Annotated in this window: 11 protein-coding genes; 4 read left to right on the forward strand and 7 right to left on the reverse strand. The window is 44.6% G+C overall.

Annotated elements, in window-relative coordinates; all coding sequences use genetic code 11:
• Nucleotides 1-15: 15 nt before the first annotated feature.
• Together MKY52_RS06250 and MKY52_RS06255 are read right to left on the reverse strand one after the other, a co-directional pair.
• Nucleotides 16-576 (reverse strand): GNAT family N-acetyltransferase, encoded by a 561-nt coding sequence (locus tag MKY52_RS06250; RefSeq protein WP_341050442.1) that lies wholly within the window; start codon nucleotides 574-576, stop codon nucleotides 16-18.
• A 184-nt stretch (nucleotides 577-760) separates the two neighbouring features.
• Nucleotides 761-1,042 (reverse strand): hypothetical protein, encoded by a 282-nt coding sequence (locus tag MKY52_RS06255; protein ID WP_094874766.1) that lies wholly within the window; start codon nucleotides 1,040-1,042, stop codon nucleotides 761-763.
• 227 nt (nucleotides 1,043-1,269) lie between these two features.
• Between MKY52_RS06255 and MKY52_RS06260 the strand changes: the two genes are divergently transcribed.
• Complete coding sequence (locus MKY52_RS06260) at nucleotides 1,270-1,749, forward strand: GAF domain-containing protein (RefSeq protein ID WP_042184630.1); 480 nt, start codon at nucleotides 1,270-1,272, stop codon at nucleotides 1,747-1,749.
• A gap of 201 nt (nucleotides 1,750-1,950) precedes the next feature.
• On the opposite strand, the gene MKY52_RS06265 is transcribed toward MKY52_RS06260, so the two are convergent.
• From MKY52_RS06265 to MKY52_RS06275, 3 genes are all read right to left on the reverse strand, one after another.
• The gene (locus MKY52_RS06265) at nucleotides 1,951-4,383 is read right to left on the reverse strand and encodes a glycogen/starch/alpha-glucan phosphorylase (protein WP_149644652.1); all 2,433 of its coding nucleotides are present in this window, start codon (nucleotides 4,381-4,383) and stop codon (nucleotides 1,951-1,953) included.
• 97 nt (nucleotides 4,384-4,480) lie between these two features.
• Nucleotides 4,481-5,584 (reverse strand): glucose-1-phosphate adenylyltransferase subunit GlgD, encoded by a 1,104-nt coding sequence (gene glgD, locus MKY52_RS06270; protein ID WP_042184625.1) that lies wholly within the window; start codon nucleotides 5,582-5,584, stop codon nucleotides 4,481-4,483.
• Nucleotides 5,585-5,706: 122 nt separating this feature from the next.
• Nucleotides 5,707-6,870: a glucose-1-phosphate adenylyltransferase gene (locus MKY52_RS06275; protein ID WP_042184623.1), complete on the reverse strand. Its 1,164-nt coding sequence runs from the start codon at nucleotides 6,868-6,870 to the stop codon at nucleotides 5,707-5,709.
• Nucleotides 6,871-7,333: 463 nt separating this feature from the next.
• On the opposite strand from MKY52_RS06275, the gene MKY52_RS06280 reads away from it, so the two are divergent.
• The 3 genes from MKY52_RS06280 (at nucleotide 7,334) to MKY52_RS06290 (ending at nucleotide 10,351) form a co-directional block, all read left to right on the forward strand.
• Entirely contained in the window at nucleotides 7,334-8,017 is a 684-nt protein-coding gene (locus tag MKY52_RS06280) for a response regulator transcription factor (protein ID WP_341053348.1), read from the forward strand.
• Nucleotides 8,014-9,597 carry a sensor histidine kinase gene (locus MKY52_RS06285; protein ID WP_341050447.1) on the forward strand — a complete coding sequence of 528 codons (1,584 nt, stop codon included), beginning with the start codon at nucleotides 8,014-8,016 and terminating at the stop codon, nucleotides 9,595-9,597. The genes MKY52_RS06280 and MKY52_RS06285 overlap by 4 nt, the downstream gene beginning before the upstream one ends.
• 187 nt (nucleotides 9,598-9,784) lie before the next feature.
• Nucleotides 9,785-10,351: an FAD-dependent oxidoreductase gene (locus tag MKY52_RS06290; protein WP_076116777.1), complete on the forward strand. Its 567-nt coding sequence runs from the start codon at nucleotides 9,785-9,787 to the stop codon at nucleotides 10,349-10,351.
• A gap of 373 nt (nucleotides 10,352-10,724) precedes the next feature.
• On the opposite strand, the gene galU is transcribed toward MKY52_RS06290, so the two are convergent.
• Complete coding sequence (gene galU, locus MKY52_RS06295) at nucleotides 10,725-11,636, reverse strand: UTP--glucose-1-phosphate uridylyltransferase GalU (protein ID WP_341050448.1); 912 nt, start codon at nucleotides 11,634-11,636, stop codon at nucleotides 10,725-10,727.
• A gap of 21 nt (nucleotides 11,637-11,657) precedes the next feature.
• Nucleotides 11,658-12,638, reverse strand: a complete 981-nt coding sequence (locus tag MKY52_RS06300; protein ID WP_339800147.1) for a glycosyltransferase family 2 protein — start codon at nucleotides 12,636-12,638, stop codon at nucleotides 11,658-11,660.
• Between the last annotated feature and the right edge of the window lie 75 nt (nucleotides 12,639-12,713).

Raw genomic sequence — 12,713 nt, forward strand, 5'->3', positions numbered from 1 at the left:
CCCTCTCTTTATGTATTAAGTGGATTGCCACTCCTCGCGCAGTAGAGCATGGAGAGCAGTATCCTGAAATCCGGAAGCGATCTGCCTGTATTGACGCAATACGCCTTCCTTCTGAAATCCAAGCGTATGAACCAGCCTCTCCGCACGGATATTATCAGGATGACAGAGCGCTTCAATCCGATTCAAACCCATAATATTGAAACCAAAATCGAGTACAAGCCCAAGCGCTTCTTTCATATATCCAAGCCCCCAATAGGTAGGCGACAGATCACAGCCTATTTCACCACGGTAAGCTCCCTGAAGCTGCCAATGGTTATATCCACAGCTACCTATGACTTCCTCCCCAGGTCCAATAATACTCCAACGTAAGCTCTCCTCTTCCTGAGCCATCTGTGATAGAAGGTCGATAAGCTGCTTCGTCTCTTCTATAGAGGATAATGCCGGTGCACCCAGCCAGAGAGAAACTTCCGGATGAGACCAAACCTGAAATAACGCTGAAGCATGCTCAGTAGTCATAGCACATAATTTTAATCTTCTACCGATCAGTGTAGGTGTCACTCCATTGCATAGATACAATTCTCCGCTCCCCCTTCAACTTATCAATTATACATCATACAAGAGTATATCCTTAAGCTAAAAGTTCTAATTTCTTTAACTTTGAAAAGAACAAATTGTATCCTCTCACGTAAAAAGCGCCTGCATCAGAAGGGTAATTCTCCCTTGATACAGACACTTTTATGGAACTTTGCTTTAAATGATTTCATTCTGCTCCCTGAATAACTTCACTACACAGCACCTGAAGTTTGGCTCGAATATCCTTGAACTCTTCAATACCCGTGCCAGTAATACTGTACCCTTCACTATGTGCAGTCAGAAAGTTGTCCAGCGTCAGCTTTTCCAATTCCTGTTTCACTTCGCGTTCTCCTACACGATACCCCATGTCTTCCAGTCCGAGCAGCATCTCCGAGATCGTCACATCTTTATCATGAGCACAATAAAGCATGTGAATTCCTATGAACAAGTTCTGTACATCAGCGCGCATATTCCACTCCTTCTGGCAACAAAGCCTTCGGTATTTACTCTTGCATTACCCTATGACAGTTCATTGGAAACATCATCACAAGGGTTCAGTGCTACAGAGGGATCATAGCCCATCCCAAAATATCACAAAACAATGTTGTGTCTTGACGTACCCCTCATAGCTGTACTATGTTGTTAGTTACAGTTATGGTTTCATATTGAATTTAAAGTACAGGAAGGTGATGCTTCATGTTTCAAGCTATGCCATATGATGGAACGCGCAGCGAGCAGTTTGAAGCCGTTCTAATCCAACTCGAAGCATTGATAAAGGACGAACCAAGTGCTACAGCCAATCTGGCTAATGCTTCGGCACTACTTAAACACGCTCTACCGGATACGAATTGGGCCGGTTTTTATTTATTTGACGGCAAGGAGCTAGTACTTGGACCTTTTCAAGGCCTCCCTGCATGCATTCGAATTCCGCTATCTCGCGGGGTGTGCGGAACGGCAGCCGCCGAGCGGCGCACACTTGTAGTAGGTGATGTGCATGCATTCCCAGGTCATATCGCCTGTGATGCAGCCTCCAACAGCGAGATTGTTGTTCCTTTAATAAAGGATGATCGCTTGCTTGGCGTACTTGATATCGACAGTCCGCTCAAGGATCGCTTTGATGATGAAGAACGCCGGTTTCTGGAGCGGTTCGCAGCTTTAGTATCGGAAGCTATCTAAAAATCCTCTCACAAATATATACTTTCTAGATAGGTTAAGCATAAACGCCTTCGTCGTCCTCATAAAGACGGTAAGCGTTTAAGCGAGAAATATAAGACATAAAGTATGGTGTGAAACTTATACTTTATGTCTTATATTTAAAAAAAGGCTGTCTTATTTGTAGGGGTTACCTACTTATAAGACAGCCTTTTTATGTTGATCCTACAGTCGAACTGGACTAATGTTCCAAATCTCAGCTGCATAGCGACTAATTGTGTTATCGCTGGAGAATTTACCGGAATGACCAATATTAATAATGGACTTCTTCAGCCATTCTTGCCGGTTGCGATATGCCCGATCAATTTCGACGTGCGTCTCAACGTAACTAGCGAAATCCTTCAGGACAAAAAACTCATCGTTATTATCCAGAAGAGAGTGGAAAATGCTCTCAAACTCCGTAGCGTGACAACATATAGGTCCTGGTTTGATTAACTGATCCAGCACTTCTTTCACACGACTATCCCCGTTGTAAATATCACGCGCATGATAACCGCCATGCTGGTAGTAATCCATGACCTGCTCAGCACGAAGTCCGAACAGGAACATATTGTTGTCTCCCACCATTTCATGCATTTCTACATTTGCGCCATCCATCGTTCCTACCGTCAATGCACCGTTCATCATAAACTTCATATTCCCGGTACCAGATGCTTCTTTGCTGGCTGTAGAAATCTGTTCACTGATGTCCGCTGCAGGAATGATCTTTTCTGCTAGGGATACCGAATAATTTTCAAGGAAAAAGATACGAATCTTCCCTTTAACATCCGGATCTTTATTGACTACCTCCGCAACTGTATTAATCAGTTTGATAATCCGCTTCGCCAGATGATAACTTGGCGCTGCCTTTGCTCCGAATATAAACGTGCGTGGAACCATATCCATCGAAGGATTATCTTTGATTTGATTGTACAAATGCAGAATATGCAAAATATTAAGCAACTGGCGCTTGTAGGCATGTAGACGTTTCACCTGTACATCAAAGATAGAGTCAGGATCGACATGTACTGAATGCTTACTGTAGATGTACTCTGCAAGACGAAGCTTATTCTGGCGCTTAATACTGGCTACTTGTTCCTGGAAGGAAGCATCCTCACAATATTTAATCAAGCCAATCATTTCTTGAGGATGGCTCACCCAACGGGTCCCTATCGATTGATTGATTAAATTAGCCAGATCTGGATTGGCATGCAGTAACCATCGCCGATGGGTAATTCCGTTCGTCTTATTATTGAAACGGTGTGGATACATTTCATTAAAAAGTCGCATCTCGCGCTTCATTAATATTTCTGTATGCAGCGCCGCTACTCCATTGACACTATGGCTCGCTACAATCGCCAGATGAGCCATCCGAACCTGATCATCATGAATAATCGCCATCTGCGCAATTCGATCCTGATCCCCCGGATAACGACTCATAAGCTCGCCACAGAAACGCGCATTGATCTCTTCAATGATAAGAAATATACGTGGCAGTAGCTCCCTAACCATTTGAATAGGCCATTTCTCAAGCGCTTCGCTCAGAATAGTGTGATTAGTGTAAGAGACCATACGCGTCGTGATACTCCATGCCTCATCCCAGCCTAAACCATGTACATCCATCAGTATCCTCATCAATTCAGGAATCACCAACGTTGGATGTGTATCATTAATATGAAGAGCAACCTTGTCTGGCAGCGATTCTATAGGAATCCCAAGCTTGGCATAGGTACGCAGAATACTTTGCAGCCCCGCGCTACAGAGGAAATACTGTTGCTTCAGGCGAAGCAGCTTACCTTCGTATTGAGAGTCATCTGGGTAAAGGAACTCCGAAATGGATTCTACAGAACGCTTATACTCCAGAAACTTATGATAGTCCGTCCCGGCAAAAGAACCAAAGGTTCTTGAGGGCTGGGTGATGGATTCTGCACTCCAGTTACGCAGTGTATTCACATGCCGGCGATCAGCACCAATGATAGGGACATCGTAAGGCACTGCTCGAACAGCCTCATATTGCGTATGATCGAATACGAGTCGTCCGTTCTCTTCGCGGGTCTCAATAGTCCCCCAGAACCTAACTTCAACCTGCTTGTCTTCGCGGCGCACTTCCCATACATTATCATTCTGCAGCCAGTAATCAGGAAGTTCCACTTGATACCCATCAACGATCTTCTGCTCGAACAGGCCATATTTATACCGTATACCACAGCCATGTCCCGCATATTGCAGGGAAGCGAGTGAGTCCAGGAAGCAGGCGGCCAAACGACCGAGACCTCCATTCCCTAGCCCAGCGTCCGATTCCTCCTCCTCTATATCCTGCAAACAAAAGCCAAGGTCCGCTAAACCTTCACGTACTACTTCCAGTACACCCATATTCAACAGATTGTTCCCCAGAAGCCTACCGATCAAGAACTCCATTGAAAAATAGTAAACCTGCTTATCTTTATCGAGCTTATATTTCTGGTTCGTTTCCGCCCAATTTTTCCCGGCGTTCTCACGAATCATGTTGCCCAGTATTTTATAGACATCGGCATTCGAGGCTTCCTCAAGTGGTTTACCTAATTTACCAATGAGGGTCTCACGGAATACCTGTTTGAAAGATTCTTTATCGTTAAACAACAGTAGGTCCTCCTGACAAATGCTTTTATTAGAAGTGCAGCAGACTGTGCCATTAGATCAGATAGGTTAATACTGCTTTGTTCATCTAATCCAGTCGTTAGATCTTGCTGCTCTTGGCGATGACGAATGGACGTTTGCTATCTCCAACAAGAATTCGATTCTTACTCAAATGTACGTCTTTATCCATGATTACATTCTCAATGACCGCATTTTCTTCGATGACGCACTTTTGCATAATTACTGAGTTGATGATCTTCGCTCCCTTACGTACCTGAACCCCCCGAAAGATCACGCTGTTCTCTACCGTTCCAGCTATAATGCAGCCATTAGCCACCAACGAATTACTGACATTAGCACTTTCCAAGTATCGGGTCGGAGCCTCATATTTTATCTTCGTCTGTACCGGGCTTTCTTTGAACAAACTGAAGTAATTCTCCTGCTGGAGCAGTTCCAAACTGTTCTTATAATAACTCTCTAATGAATTAATTACGGCATGATAGCCATGATATTCGTATGCGGCGATATTAAATTTGTGTCGGTTCTTCTGAACTACATCTCGGAAAAAATAACTCTCTCCATGCGCAATGCAATGCTCCACCTGCTCCAAGAACAGTTTTTTCTCCATAATGAAGATATCCAGATATAAATTAGGATGGTCTTTCTCATGATGGATATTAGTCACCTTATTCTCTTCGTCTACTTCAATACGCTGGCATAGATCATGTTCTGGCTGCAGTTCTTCAATCTTTTTATACACTACTGTAACGTCGGCACCCTTCTCCAGATGGTAACTATATAAATCCTGAAGATCGATCGTATTGATATGCTGGCTGCCGGAAAACACGATATATTTAGCAGATCCCCGTTTAAAAAGATCCAGATTGTTATGATAATGCTGTAAGTCCCCGAGAGAAGTATCCGTTGGATCGTTCCAGTCTGGAGGCAAAATGAATAATCCCCCATGCTTGCGGTTCATATCCCACGATTTCCCGTCACCCAAATGGTCCATTAGAGAACGGTATTTACGGCGGACGAACAGGCCAACGCTCTCCAGGTCTGCACGCATCATATTAGAAAGCACGAAATCAATCAACCGATAACGACTGGCAAAAGGTACGGCTGCACCACAGCGGAAATAAGTGAGTTCATTTAGTTTGTCGAGTTCATGATCCAGATTAATTACACCCATGAGTTGCTTCATCGGAATCCACCGTCCTCTTATAATTTATAAGAAAGTATAAGTTTCACGATATACTTTATCCTTATAAATCTCGCATAAACGCTTACCGTCCCTAGAAGGACGCCGAAGGCGTTTTAGCTTGATTATATGGTTTTGGCCACAGCTGATTTACGTTTTTTGCTTTTATTGTCGATCAGCAGAATTTCGTTCTCGTTCTCCCGTTCGATGCCTATTTCCATATAATCGTCGATTACCGTATTCTCACTAATAATCGCTTTATGAATGCGTACGTTCTTGCCAATCTTGACCTTAGGCATAATCACGGAGTCCGTAATTACACTTCCTTCACCTACTTCTACCCCATAAAAGAGAACCGAATGATTCACTTCTCCGTGCACTATGCAGCCTTCATTAATAATGCAGCCTGACACTTTCGCCCCAGGGGCAACATATTGGGCAGGTTGATTCGGATTACGCGTAAAAATGCGCCAGCTGGGATCATTTAGATTAAGTGGAGGGGTATCGCTCAGCAAATCCATATTTGCTTCCCATAAGCTAGTTACTGTACCTACATCTCTCCAGTATCCCTCAAAAGGGTACGCAAATAAGGAGTTTCCGTCCTCCAGCATTAAAGGAATGATATCCTTGCCGAAATCGTGGGATGATCCTACATTCTCCCCGTCCTCTAGTAAATGCTTGCGGAGAACCTCCCATTTGAAGATATACACACCCATAGAAGCTAATGTGCTTTTTGGCTGAGCGGGCTTTTCCTCAAATTCGTAAATTTTTAGATCGTCCTCCGTATTCAAAATTCCAAATCGGCTTGCTTCCTCCAGCGGAACGTCAATGACAGAAATTGTGCAATCAGCGTTTCTTTCCTTGTGGTATTGAAGCATAGCGTGATAATCCATTTTATAAATGTGATCACCGGACAGAATAAGAACATGCTCTGGATCAAACTGATCCACAAACTTAAGATTCCGATAAATCGCATCGGCTGTTCCCCGATACCAGCTGCTTCCATTCTCACGTTCATGCGGTGGCAACACGAATACCCCACCGTTCTTACGGTTCAAATCCCAATCGCTGCCTACTCCGATGTAAGAATGCAGTATGAGTGGCTCATATTGAGTCAGCACACCAACTGTATCAATACCTGAATTGGAACAGTTACTTAAAGGGAAGTCGATGATCCGATAGGTCCCTCCAAAATAAACAGCGGGCTTGGCAAGCGATTTGGTTAAACCTTTCAATCTTTTGCCTTGGCCTCCAGCCAATAGCATGGCTACCATTTCCTTTTTCTTCATGGAAAAGCCTCCCTTGACTTATGGGTAATATGAAGTTCAGCAAGCACAGGTTGAATGAACAGAAGTTCCAAAAAGAAGTGAATGAACAAGAAATACACTTGAAAGAAATGAGCCTTGATAGGAAGATGGACAAAGATGAGAAAAACGTGGAAGGAAATGTAACACAGTCGAATGATCTTTCCTAAAATGGGTAACTTTCACCAAAATCAGGAGATTATCCTTATTGTAAAGTGTTCTATATCCGCCGTCAAAACCCTTTATCACATTTTCGAAAATCCGAATTTTTTAACCTTGTTTGTTATTAAACACATTAATATTACTTATAACTAAATTAACCCCTTTGAAACATCATGAAATAAGAAAAGGCTGCTTTAATCGTAAAGCAAAGGGACTCATCTTCAGCAAACATTCAACCGAATATGTCATAATGTAGCTATCTATCACTGATTTGGAGGTACCTATGATGAAAGCAGCTCAAGGCGTTCGACTACTGCTCGTAGATGATGAGCCTCATATATTACAATTTCTAGAGCTGGGTCTCCTTAACGAAGGATTTGAAGTCAGAACCGCACCCGACGGAATCACAGCCATCTCGGTCGCTACTGAGTTCAAGCCACATGTAGCCATCCTAGATGTCATGATGCCTGGCATGGATGGATTCGAGTTATGTCATTACCTTCGCTCGGAAGAGACGGAACTAGCCGTTATTATGCTAACTGCAAAGGATGAAGTGGACGATCGAGTCAAGGGTCTCACTATTGGTGCTGACGATTATATGGTCAAGCCCTTCAGCTTCGACGAATTGCTTGCCCGAATTCAAGCGCGGCTACGCAATCAGTTTCCAGGTCTGCTCGGCGAGGTACGCTGCGGTCCATTCCGAATTGATAGCCGTAGAAAAGAAATTCGCTTCAAGGAAGAAGTCCTTGAACTCTCACCCACGGAATACGAGTTATTACAGTATCTCGTTATTAATCACGGCCTTGTACTAAGTAAACCCATGATTCTTGATAAAGTGTGGGGCTATGACTTTGGTGGTGAGGAAAATATCGTTGAGGTCTATATCCGTTCGCTTCGCGAGAAGCTCGGGGATAAGGAGCACCGTATTATCCGTACCCTGCGGGGAGCAGGCTACCGGGTAGATCTATGAGTACGCGCATCTCTAAATGGTTTCGTAAGCTGCCTGTACCACGTTCTCTGCGCAAGCAGTTGCTAGCCATTTCGCTGCTCATTCTATCAGGATTACTGCTGCTAATCGGAGTATTACAATATATACTCATGCGGGATTTCATATATAGCAATAGAGCAGAGTCTATGGAAGCGCAAATACGTTCTGTTCCCCGTGAGATGTTTTTCAACTTTTTCAATTCCTATGACGAGGACACCATAACTCCGAATGAGGGAAACACCGAGTATAACGGCAATTTGCCGGGGGAAAGAAACGGCGAGAATAAAATCCCAAATGGTCAAAGAACCGGTGAGAATAGGCGTCCACTCCTGCTGGATGCCCATACAACCCTCGCTATTTATAGCTCAGATGGCACCTTCAGGGACTTACAGCAAATGACTTTATCTGATTCAGCCGCGCCTAGATTAACGAATGAGCAATACAATAATCTGCTCATTCATACCACGGATAGAGCAACAGGAAATTACAAGCTCATAGAGGCCGATGACGGCACTGAACATCTGGCTATATTCGTGAATCTCTATAGACCTGGAAATACTCGATTGCTACTCCAAATGAGTGTAAATACCGGACCTCTTACGGATGTAATCTTACAGCAATTGATGATATACGCAGGTTTGTCAGTGATTGCTTTATTGGCTGGCTTCTTCCTATACTTGCCTGCCCTTCGAAAGACGCTGGTCCCTCTTTCAAATATGGGAGAGTCCGCCGAGATCATTGATGCCGGTAATCTGGATATCCGATTTCCAATTAACCAAGGCCAGACTGAGATCGACAAGCTGGCTCATTCATTCAATGGTATGCTCGAGCGTCTCGAAATATCCTTTCATAATGAACGGGAAGCCAAGGAACAGATGCGCCGCTTCGCTGCCGATGCTTCTCACGAGCTGCGAACGCCGCTGACCTCGATCCACGGTTTTCTGGAGGTCTTACTGCGAGGCGCTGCGGACAACAAAGAACAGTTATACAATTCATTGCGAAGCATGCATGGCGAATCGAAACGGATCAATAAGCTGGTGGAGGATTTGCTGCTGCTCGCTCGGATGGACGGCGCCCCTCAACTGCGGATGACGGATCTGCTGCTCGGTGAGGTCATTTCCGAAATGAAGCCGCATCTGCTCTTGTTAGCAGATCAGCGCAAGGTTACTTTTGATATCTCGTATGGCATCCATGGTAAATATGAACCCAATAAAATCAAACAGGTGATTCTGAATCTGTTCCACAATGCAGTTCAGCATACGGATACAAAATCTGGCACTATTCATCTCTCTTTACATGCTAGAGGAAATGAGGCCATTCTAACGGTGCAAGACAACGGCTGCGGGATTTCTCCAGAGCATATCCCACATATCTTCGATCGCTTCTACCGCAGCGATTCTTCTCGTACACGAAAATATGGTGGATCTGGACTCGGCCTTTCTATTACCAAGTCTATCGTGGAGGCACATCACGGCAAGATTAGTGTAAGCAGCACTCTCGGTGAGGGAACAACGTTCAGGGTTACCCTTCCTTGCGAGCAAGGATTAGCCAAGAGAGAGTAACAACCGTTATAATAGATGATAGACTTAAGCCTATGTCTACGATGCGAGTTTTGCTTCACAAAACTTAAGCCCATGCTTACGAAGTAGTTTTGCTATGTTGTCCATTCTAAGGAGCCACGCTCCGCAAAACTTAAGCCTATGCTTTCGATGCGAGTTTTGCTTCACAAAACTTTTGGGAGGTCAAAAAATGTACGAAATCGCCGTAATTGGAGCCGGTCCTGCCGGTGCAAGCGCAGCCCTGTTCGCCGCCAAGGCGGGCAAAAAAACGCTGCTGATCGACAATGATAAAGGCATGACCCGTAGAGGATGGTTTGAGAACTTTTATGGAATTTCCGAAGTAGGCGGTCCTGATCTCGTAGAAACCGGACATAAGCAAGCCGTCAAATTCGGCGCTGAGCTGGTAGCAGAACAAGCTATTAACCTCACTTCCAGCGGCAACGGATTTGTCATTGAGACCGAAGATGGAATCATTTATGAAGCCAAACATGTTATTCTTGCAACAGGCGCCCTTACCGATCTAGCCGCCAAAGCAGGCGTGGAAACTAAGGATGGTACAGAGCCAAGAATCAAGACAGTAGTCGCTGTTAATCCAGAAGGCAAAACAAATATTGAAGGCATTTGGGCTGCAGGTACCGTTGCCGGAGTAAGTGTACATGCCATTATTACGGCAGGCGATGGCGCGAAGGTAGCCATTAATGTGATTAGCGAGCTAAATGGTACGCGTTACGTGGATCATGATGTACTAAAGGCTTAATCAATGACTGAAAATATAGATCCGGAGACGATTCTTAGGAATCTGTCCTCCGGATTTTTTATATCGCAAAAAATAACTGCACTTGGTGCAGCTATTTCATACTTCATCCCCTCTATGACTCTTTTAAGTGTAGTTTATGCAACTAAAAACAGATGGAAAGAGTATTTCCATTGGATTATGAAGAAATAAGTGTATCAAGTGCAACTAAGTCGATACATAGCAGTCTGATGCGCTTTTTAATTGTATAAAGTACACTTATTTGTTCATCCCCATCTGCCCTTTAAACGCCACGCGCAAAAAAACTGCCCCCAAACATCATCCCACCGCCGCCGAAGACGATGGTAGGATCGTTTGAAACAGTCTCCTTTAATCACTAGGGTGTACCCCAAGGTAACGCCCCCACTTCTTCACTTTCCTTCAGACTCGCAGCCAGCTTTTGCAAATACGGAACCAGTAATGGACGCAACTCCTCCCGCATCAATCCGACCTCCAGCGTAGCCTGAATGTAGCCGAATTTATCACCAATATCATAACGTTTGCCGATCAAATCCAGGGCCAGCAAACCTTCATTACGGCATACCTCATGCAATGCATCAGTCAGTTGATATTCACCGCCTGCTCCCCGTTCAAGGTTAGCCAGCATTGAAAATATCGAAGACTCCAAAATGTAACGTCCCATAATCGCATGCTCTGAAGGTGCCGTATCCAGGGAGGGCTTCTCCACCAAACCTTTAACTTCATGGACGCCTTGTAGAGAACCGCTTGATGAAATAATTCCGTATTTATGAACCTCCTGCCGTGGTACTTGCTGAACACCGACGATGGTCTTCTCCTCTTGTTCATACAATCGCATCATTTGCAGCAGCGCCGGGTCCTCCGAGACCATGATATCGTCACCGAGCAGAACAGCGAAGGGCTCATCGTCAACGAACTGTTCCGCACAAAGGATGGCGTGACCTAGTCCTAGCGGCTCTTTTTGCCTAATGTAATGAATGCTGGCCAGTTCGCTAATCGCTTGGACTTCACGAAGCAGCTCCTCTTTTCCTTTTTCCAAAAGCGTCTGTTCCAGTTCCACTGATTTATCAAAATGATCTTCAATCGACTTCTTGTTGCGGCCCGTCACGATAATGATGCTTTCAATACCGGATCGAACAGCTTCTTCTACGATATATTGAATCGCCGGCTTATCCACAATGGGCAGCATTTCCTTGGGCTGAGCCTTAGTTGCAGGCAGGAAACGAGTGCCTAAACCCGCGGCGGGAATAACCGCTTTTCTAATCTTCACAACGAATCCCTCCCCTTACATTTATTGACGATGTAGAACTTGCTGTTCACGAACATCCTGCTGTTTCTTACCTTCATAGAACTCTTGAACAATATAGAGCGGACGTCCCTTGGTCTCATCATAAATCCGACCGACATACTCACCCAGAATCCCTAACATAATGAGCACAAAACCATTAAAGGTCAGTGTGATTCCGATCATCGATGCCCAGCCCTTAACGACTGAATCCGTAAAAATTACCAGATATAGCACATACATCAGATATAGAAAACCAGAGGCCGACAGCAGCATACCAAGGTATCCTGCCAGCTTCAGCGGCTTATAAGAGAAGGAAGTAATTCCATCCAGAGAGAGCTTGATCATCCGTTTCAGCGGATATTTAGTTTCTCCAGCCAGACGTTCATCGCGTTCATATTCAATGGCTTTTTGCCGAAAACCGACCCAGCTGACTAGCCCGCGTACGAACCGATTTTTCTCCGGCAGGCGTTTGAGCTCCTCACAGACTTTACGATCGATGAGGCGAAAATCCCCTGTATCGACAGGGATAGATATATCGGTTGAATAACGAAGTACTCTATAAAAGAGACTGGCCGTCCACTTTTTGAATAAGGATTCTCCGTTTCGCTTTATCCTTTTGGCATATACAACTTCATACCCCTGCTTCCATTCCGCAATCATGTCCAGAATCAGTTCCGGCGGATCTTGCAAATCGGCATCAATAATGACAACTGCATCCCCTAGGGCGTAATCCATTCCGGCAGTAATAGCGATCTGATGTCCAAAGTTACGAGACAAGTCGATCAGCTTCACACTCTCATCCCAGTAGCTATATTCCTCAATCATCTGGGCGCAATTATCTGTGCTGCCATCATTCACAAAGATCAGCTCATACACTTCATTAGTTAAACCCATTACTTTTTTGATACGTCGATACGTCTCTTGAATGACCGCCTCTTCGTTAAACATCGGTATAATAATGGAATAGCGCACGTTGGTACTCATGAGCAGCTCCTCCTTAAATTTGAATAATGAAGCGTGCCTGATCTATCTCATAACACGCCTCATAGGATTAACATT

The sequence above is a fragment of the Paenibacillus sp. FSL P4-0184 genome (assembly GCF_038004625.1).
Taxonomy (GTDB): domain Bacteria; phylum Bacillota; class Bacilli; order Paenibacillales; family Paenibacillaceae; genus Paenibacillus_AQ.